General features: G+C 31.7%; 12 protein-coding genes and 1 other RNA gene. 9 read left to right on the top strand and 4 right to left on the bottom strand.

The genetic code is table 11. From position 1 onward, the window contains the following. Positions 1-2 precede the first annotated feature (2 nt). Positions 3-164, bottom strand: a non-coding RNA gene (ssrS, locus tag AACL19_RS00625) — 6S RNA. A gap of 383 nt (positions 165-547) precedes the next feature. On the opposite strand from ssrS, the gene AACL19_RS00620 reads away from it, so the two are divergent. From AACL19_RS00620 to pth, 5 genes are all read left to right on the top strand, one after another. Further along, positions 548-1462 (top strand): AEC family transporter, encoded by a 915-nt coding sequence (locus AACL19_RS00620; protein ID WP_339045851.1) that lies wholly within the window; start codon positions 548-550, stop codon positions 1460-1462. Between the two features lie 252 nt (positions 1463-1714). Beyond that, positions 1715-2179, top strand: a complete 465-nt coding sequence (locus AACL19_RS00615) for a disulfide bond formation protein B (protein WP_339045850.1) — start codon at positions 1715-1717, stop codon at positions 2177-2179. Next, positions 2166-2696, top strand: a complete 531-nt coding sequence (locus AACL19_RS00610) for a demethoxyubiquinone hydroxylase family protein (protein ID WP_339045849.1) — start codon at positions 2166-2168, stop codon at positions 2694-2696. The genes AACL19_RS00615 and AACL19_RS00610 overlap by 14 nt, the downstream gene beginning before the upstream one ends. 281 nt (positions 2697-2977) lie before the next feature. Continuing rightward, positions 2978-3592: a 50S ribosomal protein L25/general stress protein Ctc gene (locus tag AACL19_RS00605; RefSeq protein WP_339045848.1), complete on the top strand. Its 615-nt coding sequence runs from the start codon at positions 2978-2980 to the stop codon at positions 3590-3592. After that, on the top strand, positions 3592-4137 hold the full coding sequence (pth, locus tag AACL19_RS00600) for an aminoacyl-tRNA hydrolase (protein ID WP_339045847.1): 546 nt from the start codon (positions 3592-3594) through the stop codon (positions 4135-4137). Before AACL19_RS00605 ends, pth begins: the two co-directional genes overlap by 1 nt. Before the next feature lie 125 nt (positions 4138-4262). Here the strand turns inward: pth and argB are convergent, their stop codons facing one another. Both argB and yihA read right to left on the bottom strand, forming a co-directional pair. After that, positions 4263-5219, bottom strand: a complete 957-nt coding sequence (gene argB / locus AACL19_RS00595) for an acetylglutamate kinase (RefSeq protein WP_339045846.1) — start codon at positions 5217-5219, stop codon at positions 4263-4265. Beyond that, on the bottom strand, positions 5191-5793 hold the full coding sequence (gene yihA / locus AACL19_RS00590) for a ribosome biogenesis GTP-binding protein YihA/YsxC (protein WP_339045845.1): 603 nt from the start codon (positions 5791-5793) through the stop codon (positions 5191-5193). The genes argB and yihA overlap by 29 nt, the downstream gene beginning before the upstream one ends. A gap of 77 nt (positions 5794-5870) precedes the next feature. On the opposite strand from yihA, the gene prfA reads away from it, so the two are divergent. The 3 genes from prfA (at position 5871) to AACL19_RS00575 (ending at position 8841) form a co-directional block, all read left to right on the top strand. Beyond that, on the top strand, positions 5871-6944 hold the full coding sequence (prfA, locus tag AACL19_RS00585; RefSeq protein WP_339045844.1) for a peptide chain release factor 1: 1074 nt from the start codon (positions 5871-5873) through the stop codon (positions 6942-6944). 1052 nt (positions 6945-7996) lie between these two features. Beyond that, positions 7997-8245 (top strand): hypothetical protein, encoded by a 249-nt coding sequence (locus AACL19_RS00580; protein ID WP_339045843.1) that lies wholly within the window; start codon positions 7997-7999, stop codon positions 8243-8245. A gap of 80 nt (positions 8246-8325) precedes the next feature. Then, complete coding sequence (locus AACL19_RS00575) at positions 8326-8841, top strand: hypothetical protein (protein ID WP_339045842.1); 516 nt, start codon at positions 8326-8328, stop codon at positions 8839-8841. Between the two features lie 394 nt (positions 8842-9235). On the opposite strand, the gene topA is transcribed toward AACL19_RS00575, so the two are convergent. After that, positions 9236-11695, bottom strand: coding sequence for a type I DNA topoisomerase (topA, locus tag AACL19_RS00570; RefSeq protein WP_339045841.1), 2460 nt, complete (start codon positions 11693-11695; stop codon positions 9236-9238). A 1265-nt stretch (positions 11696-12960) separates the two neighbouring features. On the opposite strand from topA, the gene AACL19_RS00565 reads away from it, so the two are divergent. Then, complete coding sequence (locus tag AACL19_RS00565) at positions 12961-13815, top strand: Rpn family recombination-promoting nuclease/putative transposase (RefSeq protein WP_339045471.1); 855 nt, start codon at positions 12961-12963, stop codon at positions 13813-13815. The last annotated feature ends 612 nt before the right edge of the window (positions 13816-14427 follow it).

The raw sequence follows: 14427 nt of genomic DNA, 5'->3' as shown, positions 1-14427 counted from the left end.
TTAAAAGGTCCGTGCTTGCCGTTAGCCTGAGTGGTTTCTTATGCCTCAAAATTAAGGTGGGCACTATATACTAAACTTATGAAGATATCAGCAGTGACAGCTCCCCATTTAAGACGTTATAGCTCAAGAAACATTACTTTACCTCACGTGCAATACAGACCTATTATTTTCTACATTGAATATGAGGATATGTCTACCGATTCTTTTGTGTATTTTTAACCTCAATCTGTATTTTAAGCAAAATAAAAATAGCTCTATTGCAAAAATAAGTGTGAAACTTTATACTATAATGCTAACTTATCTATAAGGTACAGAATTTATAGAAAAAATTGATACCGGCTTATTATGATAAATAGCTTTCCTATCCTTTGACCTCACTCTAATAAAAATAAATGTTGTTATAAATATAAGGTTGGAAAGAACTTATGCAGTTAATGATTGTATTTAATCGGGAGGTTCTATGTCTTAAAATGGAATCTTATAAGAAGATAAAGTAATTGAATTTATAGAAAATAAGCTTATTAAAAAGCTAAGCTAGATTAGAACTATGTTTACTGCTCTTTTACTCAAAGTATTTCCACTATATATTACAATGCTGATTGGTTACATAGCAGGAAAATATCTAAAAGCTGATAGAAACAGCATATCTCACATACTTTTTTATATAATGAGTCCACTTGTTGTATTAAATGGTATCTCAACAACCGAATTAAATATTCAAGTTATCTCTTTGCCGATTTTGATATGGTCTATAGGCAGCACTATATCACTAATAATTTACTGCAGCTCTGCCCTACTTTATAAAGATAATACAAGAAATATATTAGCTTTTAGTTCTGGAAGCACAAGTATGGGGTATTTTGGACTACCTGTAGCTATTGCTTTATTTGATGAGGAAACAATAGCAATATATATAGTATGTTACGTTGGCATGTTGCTTTTTGAAAATAGTCTAGGTTTTTATATAGCAGCAAATGGTATATATACTGCTAAAGAATGCTTAATAAAACTTATAAAAATACCGTCATCACATGCTATGATTGCTGGCCTTGTTATGCATTATTTCAGCTTCTCTATGCCGGATTTTTTATTTGACTTTATGACAAACATTAGAAGCACATTTATGATACTGGGAACAATGTTGCTTGGTATATGTGTGTCAAATGTAAAAAGTTTTAACATAGATTGGAAGCTTGTTTTTGTCACTGTAATTACAAAATACGTATTTTGGCCTTTGGTTGTACTTGGCTTAATCCTTTTAGATAAAGCAACTCTAAAGTTATATGGCAATAACATATACAAAGCATTGATACTACTCGCAGTGGTACCAATATCAGGGTCAGGAATAATTATAGCCAATGTTTTAAATTATCAACCTGATAGAATCACTATTGTGCTCCTTATTAGTAGTATAATAGGTTTATTCTATGTACCACTTATGATTTCCCTGCTTCTCTATTAGGTTAAAAATTTTCTCTTAAATTATATACTAATTAACACTAATGCTAAATAATTGTAATATGGTTGCTGTAGCTAGTATAAAGTAGGGGGATACGATTTGTTTGCTAGCTACAGCTCCTTTAAATATACAGCTTGTTAATCGTTTGGCTAGAACTTTTTTTATATTTTATCTTAAAAGTTGTAAAATAAATTACTTATTCACTAATTTAGGTTAACAATTTATATTAAGAAGTAATTTATATAGGAATTACTTATGTTCAGTAAAAAAGTACAACCGGTCTTTTTTTTATCTAGCTTGCTTGCATTGGCTTCCGTTTATTCACTTCAGTTCGTGTTTGGTGCCATACCTTGCAAGCTCTGTTTATATGAACGTATACCGTATTTTACAGTTATGATGTTATCACTGTTTTCCTTGCTTAGAACATATAAAATTGTAATTTACATAATGTTTTTCTCCTATTCTGTAGGTGCTATAATTTCTTTTTATCACGTAGGGCTAGAATTACATTGGTTTTCTGATATTTTAAATTGCACAAGAAAATTTGATACGCTAAGCTTTGATACTATTAAAGATAGCCTTCTAGACTCTAGTTACGTTGCCACTTGTGATAGGCCTTATATTCTTTTAGGGTTATCTATTGCACAGTGGAATTTGACTTATTCTGTATTTTGGCTAATTATCAACTTATTTCTATATAACATTTATGAAAATCAGTAACTTAAAAATTAGTTATGAAAAATTTCTAGAGCAAGCAATACGAGTTAACCATGCTGGTGAGTATGGTGCTGTTTGCATCTACTCTGGTCAGGAATTCATTCTCTCAAAATCTCCTTCTTTACATAAAATTACTTCTATGAAGGAGCAAGAAGAGAAACATTTTTACTATTTTAACAATGAAATGAAAAAAAAGAATATTAGACCCACTGTGTTTTTGCCGTTTTGGCATATTGCTGGTGTAGGGCTTGGCATGGTAACTGCCCTTATGGGTGAGAAGGCTGCCATGGCTTGCACTTCTGCAGTTGAAGAAGTAATTGGTGAGCATTATAAAGAGCAAGTGCTACGTTTAGAAGATAGCGAATTTAAACAGTCTGTTAGTAAATTCCGTGATGAAGAATTAGAACATCACGATATTGCTATCGAACATGGTGCTGAGTATGCCCCTTGCTATGATGTGTTATCTGCTTTTATTAAAAAAACATGTAAGATTGCAATTTTTTTATCTAAATTAATGTAAGTTTTTGGTTATTTTTATACTGAATTTAAAACTTCATTTTAAAAGTAAGTTTATTGTGATTTCCCGCTAAAATTAAAGCTCATCTTTACTAAAATATCATCTTTAATTATCGTAAAAACAGTTAGATACTATTTGCCACAATTTTTACCTCTTGTTATAATATTATATATTTAAGGGACCTTAATTAGATATATACGATTTTATGTACAAATAATAAATTCATTGACAAAAAATCAAATACAAAAGAAATTAACTATAAGTAATTATATTAAGCATAAGAGATGGTACAGCAAGAGATAGCAGTAATAAATGCTCAAACAAGGGATGACTCCTTAAAAGGAAAGCAAAAAATAAGACGTTTACGTACGCAGGGTAAAATACCATCAGTGATATATGGCAAAGGGCGAGACTCTATAAGTTTAGTTCTATCTATGGATGAATTTGTGAAAAAGTATAGGTCTGGATCTCTTTCTGGCCATCTAATAAAAGTGAGTATAGATGGTAAAGATGAGTACGCTTTAATACGTGAAATTCAACGGCATGTTGTAAAAGATACAGTCCAGCATGTCGACTTCCAATTTGTTGATACAGAAAAAGAAATTAAGGTGAACACACCTCTACATTTTATTAATGAAAGTAAATGTCCTGGTATTAAATTAGGAGGAGCACTGAACATACTGCATCGCACAATTACAGTTAAATGCTTTCTTCAAGATATACCAGAGTTTATAGAAGTAGATTTATCAGGAAAGATGATAGGTCAATCAATTCATGCAAGTGAGATAAAGCTTCCTAAAAACATAAAGTTGGCATTAAAGGAAGATGATGCTACAATTTTAACAATTTCTGCTACTGATACTGATGCTAGCAAAGCAGAGGTAACACAGCAGCCATAATGCATTTGCTTGTTGGGCTTGGTAATCCTGGTAGAGAGTATCAACATACTTATCATAATATGGGCTTCACTATTATTGATATTATTGCTAGAGCCTGGTCTTTTCCCGCATTTTTAAAAAAATTTGATTCCCTATTATCAATTAGAATAATCAACTCAGATAAAATTATGTTACTTAAGCCTTACTCTTTTATGAATGATTCAGGTAAGCCTTTACTGCAAATCCTAAACTTTTATAAAATACCATTGGATAACATAGTTGTTATCCATGATGATGCTGATTTAAAACCAAACAGTGTAAAAATTAAAAGGGGTGGAAGTTCAGCAGGGCATAACGGAATTAAATCCTTAGATAATTTTATCGGTCTAAATTACTGGCGCTTAAGAATTGGTATTGGCAAACCAGAAAATAAAGATGATCTTACTAATTATGTGCTGTCAAAGTGCTCAAAGATTGAAGATATTAATTCACTTGCAAGTAAAATAGCTATAAATATAAAACTACTGTTAGATGATAAGTTGTCATTCATTAAATCTCTTGCATAGCCCCTTCTGTAAAAAGCAGAAAAATGAGAAACATTGGTAAGCCTATCATTGTAGAAACACTATATATGTATAGGAAGTTTTTTCAGAAGACTAATTTTGATTTAAAATATCAGTAAAATAAAAAGCTATAAACTGTCAACAATTATTGTACCAATACCATGTTCAGTAAATAATTCTAAAAGTAAGACGTGGGGTATTCTGCCATCTAGTATATGAGCCATCTCACACCCCTCTTTTACCGTTTTAATACAAGATAAAAGTTTAGGTATCATCCCTTCTTTTGCAGTTCCTAATTTAATTAGGTTATCTGCTTCTTCTGTTGACATTTCACTAATTATATTACCATCACTATCTGCAACTCCACTAACGTTAGTAAGCATAATTAATTTTGATGCGGAAATGGCAGTTGCAATTACACTTGCAACACTATCTGCATTTACATTATATGTAATGCCGTCTTCACCTCCACATACCGGCGCGATTACTGGTATGAAATCCGATTCTTCTATAAAAAATAGAATGTCGGGATTAACATTACTTGGTTCACCAACAAAACCCATATCTATGATCTTTTCAACGTTATTTAATTCACTTTGTTTATGAGTGATAGGCATTTTTTTTGCTTCAATTAGATTACAGTCTTTTCCACTAAGACCGATGGCAGAACCACCAGCTGAATTGATCAATTGAGTAATCTTTTTGTTTACATGTCCGCATAATACCATCTCTACTATTTCAATGGTAAATTTATCTGTTACTCTGAGGCCATTGATAAACTTACTATCAATCTTCAGTGTCTTTAGTACTTCACTGATTTTTTTTCCACCACCGTGAACAATCACAGGATTAATACCAATCTGTTTAAGCAAAACAACATTGTGTGCAAAAGTAGCAGACAATTTCTCATCTGTCATTGCTGCACCACCATATTTTATTACAAAAGTCTCTCCAGCAAAACGTTGCATGTATGGTAGAGCTTCCGATAAGATGTTTGCTTTTTTTAGCCAGTCATTATTTCCATCAAATTGCTCTAGAGTTATATCTTTTGCATATTTATTCTCCTGAAAGTTTTGCAATTTCATTACGTAACTCCTTTATTCCAGATTTTTGATAAACGCTAAAAGCAATTGTCGGATAGGTGAGCAACCCTTTACTATTCATCCATTTTTTAATATTTTCTAGCGAGAGTGTGAGACTATCTAAGCCAATTTTGTCAATTTTCGTTAATATTAATTGAAATGATATCTGATTTTGTATTAACCAAAAAACAAAATCTTCATCTATTTCCTTTAAGCCTCTTCTTGCATCTATTAATAAAAAAACCCTTTGTAGATTATTCCTGTTTATTAGATAATGTTCTATTAATTTTAAATATTGAGCAATATCTTGCTTGCTAGCAATAGAGTAACCATATCCTGGTAGATCAACTATTCTGATCTTACTGTTGTGTATTGTGTAAAAATTTATTTGTCTTGTACATCCAGGTTTGGATGATACTCTTGCGGCCTTATTGTAAATTAGCTTATTTATCAAACTGGATTTACCTACATTTGATCTTCCAGCAAATGCAACTTCAGGAATAGCAGTATTGAGATTTAGAAATGATTTGACATCTGATATACTAAACAAAAAACAGTTTTTCTGATCACTTTTCATGAAAAAAAATAAAATAGTCTTTTAAATAATACCAGAATTATTGTAAATTTATATAATTAAAGTTATTAATAAAAGCTATGGATCTAGAAAGTAATTTAAAGGAGCTAAAGAAAAAGTTTAGCTCTCTTAATCAGAAGTTAGCAGACCCAGGTGGTTTAACTTCCTCAGAATTTATAGCTCTTTCGAAAGAGCACTCAGAGCTATTGCCCATTATTACAACAGTAAACGAGTATGACTCTCTGCTAGAAGAAGTAGCCGATTTAGAAGCGCTAATAAAGGAGATTAAAGACGAACCTGAAGTTAAGGAGATTGCAAAAAAAGAATTATTCTCAAAGCAAAAAATCATACCAGAGATAAAAAATAAGTTAAAGCTTGCATTATTACCAAAAGATATTGATGATACCAGAAATGCAATACTTGAGGTTAGAGCTGGTACTGGAGGCGAAGAAGCGGCGCTTTTTGCTGCCAATTTATATCGTATGTATCAACGGTACGCGGAAAAAAAAGGCTGGAGGTTTGAACCTATGAGTATTTCGCATACTGGCTTAGGCGGGTATAAAGAAGCAAGCGCTTCTATTTCTGGCACAGAAGTTTTTGCAAAGTTAAAATTTGAATCGGGGGTTCATAGAGTACAAAGAGTACCAGAAACTGAGTCTTCAGGAAGGCTTCATACATCGGCTGCAACAGTTGCGGTTCTACCTGAAGTTGAGGAGATTGATTTTAAGATAGAAGAAAAAGATTTAAGAATAGATGTGTATCGTTCTAGTGGTCCTGGGGGACAATCAGTTAATACAACAGATAGCGCTGTACGCATTACACATTTGCCTACGGGTACAGTAGTTATTCAACAAGATGAGAAATCACAACATAAAAACAAAGCCAAGGCGCTTAAGGTACTTAGAACTCGATTATACGAGCTTGAAAGACAGAAGCGAGAAAGTGAAGAATCTAAGATGCGAAAAAGTCTTATAGGTTCTGGAGATCGTTCTGAACGTATTAGAACTTATAATTTTCCTCAATCAAGAATAACAGATCATAGAATAAATATGACGTTATATAAACTAGAGCATATATTAAAAGAAGGTGATTTAGATGAGTTTATTTCAGCTTTAATTACAGCATACGAGACTGAAAGACTAGAAGAATACTAGAATCCCCCTTAAAAAAAGGAGAAGAAATGAGTAATAAAATTGAAAAAAAGCAAGAAACATAAACGAATAGTTAAGAGAAGTGAAATTTTCAATAGGATGATAGAAACTTTGGATGAAGAAGGAAAAAGTGGGCATAGAACTACATAGAGGATAGGCTACTTATGGTATATAAATTTTCATATGTTTAAGTAAAATGGATTGAAACCAGAAATCCTTAAAGGTGATATGATACAATTGCAACAGCAGTAAAAAAGCCAGAAGAAACCTTCTAAAAAAGAAAAAATACATACTAAAGACCCTATCAACTAAATTATGTATACATCTTTTTCACATTTTGGTTTTTAAAGATTCACATATTATAGAGCATAAAAGTTTTAGTTGTTACAGAGGTTTGTAGAACAAATGTTGAATTGCCATATAGAAGGGCGAGAAATAACCTATTAGATAAAGGAGAGAAAATAAAAACGTGATTTTGAAATTAAAATAGACGTTTTGATTATAGAACACTCAAATTTAAGGTGGGGTTTGATTTATGATTGGGACAAGAGAAAAGGATTTAGAATAAGATTTTAAATATGCTAATTTTAGAAAATCTACTAACTAATATCAGAGAACCAAATAGCAATATTGTATAGTTATTCAATTGTGGAGTAGCCACCTATCAATAGGATTAAGGTCAGATAAAAGTGTATTAATTGAACTAACACTGTAAAGAAGTAAGTTTAGGCTTATCTAAGTGTTATAATTTTGGATTATGTATCTCTAAAAATAATTTTTACTGATTTTTTTGCTTAAAAATAAATGCGGTTTCTCTAATTACAAGAGGGATTTTACTTAGCTTTATAAACCAAAAGTTATGTAGTTTGATGATTTTTCTTTCGGTTAATCTGCATAATTTTTTCCCTTTATTTTAACATAAAGATTTTTAGCAAAGATGCGAATTTTTACTTGCAATATTGGCATAAAATATATTTTATTATTTGTCTATCATGCTAGATAGGATATATTATATTAGTAATAGTTGCGCTCTTTAAATTAAGTAGAAAGGTAGTATGAGTCACAGTAGAACTTCTTCCATAAGTAGTATATATAGTGCTAATACAGAAACTAGTAGTAATTGGGATTCAGAAGAGGGTTCAAATGATGGTCTCAACATTAGTAATGATTTTATTTTAGGTAACCCATTGCCAATAGGGCCAAGTTTATTATTAACTAAAGATGAAGAGAAGCTGATTGACGAGTTTCATCAAAAGATGAGAGATGTAGAAGCTCAAAATGACAAGGAACGACAGGAAAACTGAAACCAAACTTAAAAACATGGCGTACAAAAGTGTTATAAATAAAAGCAAACGAAAGGATAATTTTGGAGTAGCAATAGATAATGGCTATTTTTTTATACAATATGAAAAGAGCAGCATGGTTAAAACCGACAAAGATTACAAATAATTGGATCATAGAAAGCTTAAACTCAGAATATAAGTTAAACTTAAGAGTTGGCATACTACAGATTGGAAGCAGTGTAATTAGAGTTGAAAGATTAGAAGAGAAAAGAAATTATATAGATGTTCCACAAGGTGTAATTAAGATGTCTTTTTCCATAAAAATAGAAGGTAAAAAAGAAAAGATCAGCATTCATCTATATCCTGATACAACAGATAATAACAAAATAAAAGTAAAACTTGATGAAGAGAATCAAGAAAAGTTTAACAAACTAAAAGACAAATCAAGTTTGGGTAAAAACTGTCTTTTAGGGGGAAAAAGTGTTATAAAAGCTATCGAAGATAAAGAATTTACTAAACCTTGTAAGCCAAAAGCTCTATCTACTTTTGTGGAACAAGCCTCAATCAGTAATATTTTTGGCAGCCTAAGAAGTAAACTTAGCAAGTTAATAAAGTAAAAACGCAATAAACTGAATCAAACCAAAAAGTATGATTAGTACAAAAAATGGAGGTTTTAGACATGGATCAAAAAAACAAAACATTGGTAGATTATAAGGAATGAGAAGAAAGTATACTGTCATCTATAAAGGAAATTGACAGGAAGGGATGGTGCGATTAATAAAAAGGTTGCTGGAATAGAAATCTATCAAATGAAGAAAAAATAGTAAAAAACTTTACGTACAATCATTTGAGCTACTACAGTATTTCCTAAACTGAATCACTGTTGACCAATAAGAAGTTTTGAGCCAACTTTTGATCATATGCCAAATAGGGTTCAGATCCGAAAAATATGATATAGCATTTTTTATCATAGATAATCAATAAAAATATTATATTCTAAGTAAGTCAAACTTATTGCTTCTTCTGCTTTTTACTTTCAATCATCTCCATGGCTTTTTCTAGAGTTACCTGATCTGTGTTAAAATCCTTGCCGAGAGCGACGTTTACCTTACCGCATTTTATATAAGGTCCATATCTTCCAGAGCGTACTGAGATCTCCTCTCCATCTTGATTACACCCCAAAGATTTTACTTCTCCACTACTGCCAGAAGTGATGATTGATAAGGCTTCATCAACTGTAACACTAAAGATATCTTTTCTCTTAAGCGAAGAATATTTACCATCATAAAAAATATAAGGACCAAAACGACCAAGCCCTATTTTTATTTCCTTCTTTGTTTCTGGATGATGGCCAATAACCATTGGTAAAGATAGCATTTTGAGAGCAAAGTCTAAATCAACTAAATTTGGATCCACATCTTTGAGCAAAGACACTTTTTTTCCTTTATTTTCACTACCTAATTGTACGTAAAACCCATATGGACCTTTTTTTATAAACACTTCTTTTTGCGAGCTTAGATCTAACCCAAGCAATTTTGGATATTCTAACTGACTTACACCTTGACTATCATTATTATTATCATCTTTAATTTCTCTTGTATATTTGCATTCAGGGTAACCGGAGCAACCTAAAAATACCCCGGTGCATCCAACATTAAGCCTTAAATTTCCATCCTCACATTTTGGACATTTTGTGTCTATATCATCAGGAAAAAGATAGCCAGCAGCTAAATTACGCACTGTATCTAATATTTTATCGTTCTCCATTTCTTTTATAGAATTAACATTCTGTATAAATGGAGACCAAAACTTGCCAAGTACTTCCTTCCAAAAGATATCTCCATTTGATATTGAATCTAATGCCTCTTCCATGGTAGCAGTAAAATTATATTCAACGTAACGACTAAAAAAACTCGTTAAAAATATTGTCACAATCTGACCACGATCACTAGGAATAAAACGTTTGTTTTCTAAAGCAGCATACCCACGATCCTGCAGCACTGATATGATGGTTGCATAAGTTGATGGTCGCCCTATTCCTATCTCTTCCATTTTTTTAACTAAACTTGCCTCATTAAAACGAGGTGGTGGTTGCGTAAAATGCTGCTCAGGAATAACTTCTTTTAATTCACACAATTCATCCTCTTTAAGGCTAGGTAATTTGGCACTTTCATCTTCTCTACTATCTTGATATACCTTGTGAAAACCATCAAATGCAACAGTAGAGCCAGTAGCATGAAAGATAATCTGCCTATCCTGCGACTCTACGTCAACTGCCACTTGGTCAATAAGTGCGGATTCCATCTGCCCAGCTACAGTTCTCTTCCATATTAACTCGTAAAGCTTAAGTTGTTCTGCAGTTAAAAATTTCGCAATACTATCCGGAGTTTTAGCGATATCTGTTGGCCTTACAGCTTCATGAGCTTCCTGTGCATTTTTTACTTTTTTTGTGTATTTTCTTGCAGATTTTGGTAAATATCTTTCTCCAAACATTGAACCAACTATTTGTCTTATTGCATTTATAGCCTCATTAGCAACGTAAAAACCATCCGTACGCATGTAGGTAATGAGGCCCACACTTTCTCCATCGATATCAACACCTTCATATAAATTTTGTGCTATACGCATAGTGTTTTTTACGGCAAAGCCTAGCTTATTTGAAGCTTCCTGCTGCAGGCTTGAGGTAATGAATGGTAATGGCGGATTTCTTTTAATTTGCTTATTTTCTACTTTTGCAATGGCATATTGTTTAGTTTTTATGATATCAACTAGGTCATTAGCTTCTTGTTGATTTTTTATATCAAGCTTATCTAATTTTTTATTATCATAGTGGCTAAGTAGGGCAAAAAATACCTCATCTTTCTCACCTAAAAACTCAGCTTTAATACTCCAATATTCTTGCGATATAAATTTACTTATCTCGTTTTCACGTTCACAGATGAGCCTTAAAGCTACAGATTGTACTCGTCCTGCTGACTTGCTGCCTGGCAATTTCCTCCAGAGAAGAGGTGATAAAGTAAAGCCAACTAGATAATCCAAAGCTCTACGTGCCTGCTGTGCATTAACTAAATCCATATTAATTGTGCGTGGATTTTTAATTGCTTCTGTTACTGCATTTTTGGTAATTTCATTAAATATTACCCTATATATTTGTACTTTATCAGTTATTGCTTTCTTCTCTTTTAGTACTTCTATTACATGCCAAGCAATTGCTTCACCCTCTCTATCTGGATCTGTTGCTAAGTAAACCGCTGATGTTTTTGCAGCTGCTTTAACTAACTCTTTTATATATTTTTCTGCTTTATCTATAATTTCATATTTTATAGCAAAGTCATCATTTGGATCTACAGATCCATTTTTTGCTGGTAAGTCCCTAACATGGCCAAAAGAAGCAACCACCCTGAATTTTCTATCTAAGTATTTACTGATAGTCTTAGCTTTTGCTGGAGACTCTACTACCAATACGCTCATATGCCTTAAAATTTGTGTGTTATAGCATAAGAAAAATATATTGCAAATAGTAGATCTAATTTTCGTTACAATTGACTTATATTATTAGTATATTAACTTGACGGTTAAGAGAGGAGTATATATGTCGAAGCATAGAAAACAAGAGGGTAGTAAGAAAGGAAAAAAGTGTCAGAACAAATAATCAATGTACTTTTGAAAGTACCTGACCACACAAAATGTTTCGAGCTGAAGGAGAAGTTAAAGCAAATTTCAAATAGTATTTAACACGAATGTGCTGCTAAATGTATAGAAAAGACATAAGTACATTGCTACAATATAATATTGATCAACAGCCAATAAAGTTAAAATGGGGAAATCGAGTCAATCAACGGCAAAATAAAGAAAATTAACACTATACGAATGGCCGCAAAGACAAAAAACTCGGAGCACAAAATTAAATTTGCGCAAAACTCTACCGGAAATGGCTAAATTTTAGAACCTGTCTTGAAAGGAGTAAAATTTAGTAAGCATGGAAGTAATAATATTAAAAAGACATTGTTTTTTGAAGTAAGGCTATTTCGCCTAAAAGCCAACTTTCAACAATCCAGCGTTTAGGAATAACCTAAAATCCTGTATCGGGAGTGTTCAATAAACTTGTAATTTACCTGTATATCCTTTCTGTAACTTTTTCTTTAGCTTGAAATAAAGAGGTGTAATTTTAACAGCAATTACTAGAACTTTATTTTCTTGCCAGCCTCTATTTCTGAATGGTTTTCACTGATTAATTACTTCTACTGTATCAATTACTCCTACTTAAGGTATTTCATTCTTACCAACCTTACCTCTTTTATTAATTTCCAATTTGCCATTACCTGAGAAAGTAGTCGTCTTCCATGGTTTTTGGCAGCATGCCCCTCATCTTGTCTCGCATTGTTCTAATGTTTATGTTTCCTTCTATTGCCCCTTGTACAACATCAAAATTTCCCATTCCTTGTCACTTATTCTCCTATCTTTTATTTATCTCATCATATTCTTTTCCTCATTCCTTTTTAAGATAGGTTCTAAGTCAAACTCACCTCCGCTCAAACAATTTTTCAATGTCAGAGAGCTTCATTTCTATATAGGTTGGTCTTCCATGGTTACATTGAGCAGAATAGATAAGATAAATATAAAGTATTTCGTATTATGTTTATTCTTTCACTATAATATTATAAAAGACTAAAGGTGCTATTTTAATTTTACTTTAAATAGGGTATAATTATTAAGGTTTTATTCCCTTTCTATATATGACTATTTCTAAATTTCTCGATGCTCGCAATGATGTTGCCTTCAAGAGAATATTCGGTTCTGAAAAGAATAAAGATATCCTCATTCACTTTCTTAATGATATTCTTGGTTTTACTGGTTTAGGTGCAATTTTGGAAGTTGAGTTTTTAACCACTGTTTTAGATCCTGAGATTGCCTCTAAAAAACAGAGCATAGTTGATATTTTATGTAAGGACTCTCAAAACATCAAATATATTGTCGAGATGCAATTCACTAAAACCAAAGGCTTTGAAAAACGTGCTCAATACTATGCCGCTAAAGCCTATTCAGGTCAAGCAGATCAAGGGGATAAATATCATAATCTTAAGGAAATAATCTTTGTTGCTGTTGCTGATTGCATTATTTTTCCTGACAAAATAGGCTATAAGTCAGATCATGTTATTTTAGATAGAGATAGCTTTGAGCATGATTTAAAAGACATCTACTTTACATTTATTGAACTACCCAAGTTTTCTAAGACTAAAGAAGATCAATTAGAAAATATTGTTGAAAAATGGTGTTATTTCTTTAAATATGCCGCAGAAACAAGGGAAGAGGACTTAGATAAAATAGTTGGTAGTGATTTAATTATTAAACGTGCCTATGAGGAAATGAATAAATTTAACTGGTCAGAACAAGAATTATCAGCCTATGAGCAAGGAAAAAAACGTCTTAGAGATGAAATCGCTGCTTTAGCTCAAAAATTCGATGAAGGGAAAATTGAAGGCAAAATTGAAGTGGTAAAGGCTATGCTAGCTAATGATGTTGATGTAAACACCATTGTCAAGTTTACCGGCTTACCTTTAGATGAGATCAAAAAATTACAAAAAGATTAAACTGTTTTATACATTTCAGTAGCATAATGTATTGGTATAAGTCAAAAAAAGAAACTACATTCAATCAAACATTCTAAATAACTTCATTATCAATAATACTTGTTCTTCTCAACTATTTGATAATATCGCAACCTAGCTTTTTATCCATCATTTATAACCTGATTTGTTCATAAGGAAACTGCTCATTTTTATCTCTTGCAGCATTATAATATCAATTTCATCTTTGGTAATAAAGCTGCATAATCCGTTTGCGTATAGAATTCAGGTGGCAATTTTTAACATAAACTTAATACAATTATATCACTATCTATCTTTTTCTTTAAAACTAAAATATCTTTTATGGGTTATTATATAGAAATGCATCATTTCTACACTCTTTAAATCATAAATTAAAGATTTTATTATCCATTAATCTGTATATCTAACATTTCCCTATACAATATAAGCTCCATGACTTCACTATTTTCTACTACTTGCTACTAAAAACTTTGAATTGTTGTCTTTCATTCAGGGCTCTATTTTGGGTAGTATTTGCATCATTGTTCATTTTTTCTCCATATTAAGATATTAATATCTATTAAGAATAAATAAATTAATTTATCATATAATTTC

The sequence above is a fragment of the Candidatus Mesenet endosymbiont of Agriotes lineatus genome, from assembly GCF_964019585.1.
Lineage (GTDB): Bacteria > Pseudomonadota > Alphaproteobacteria > Rickettsiales > Anaplasmataceae > Mesenet.
Note: the sequence above shows the minus strand (reverse complement) of the source record. Positions and strands in the feature narration are given on the sequence as shown.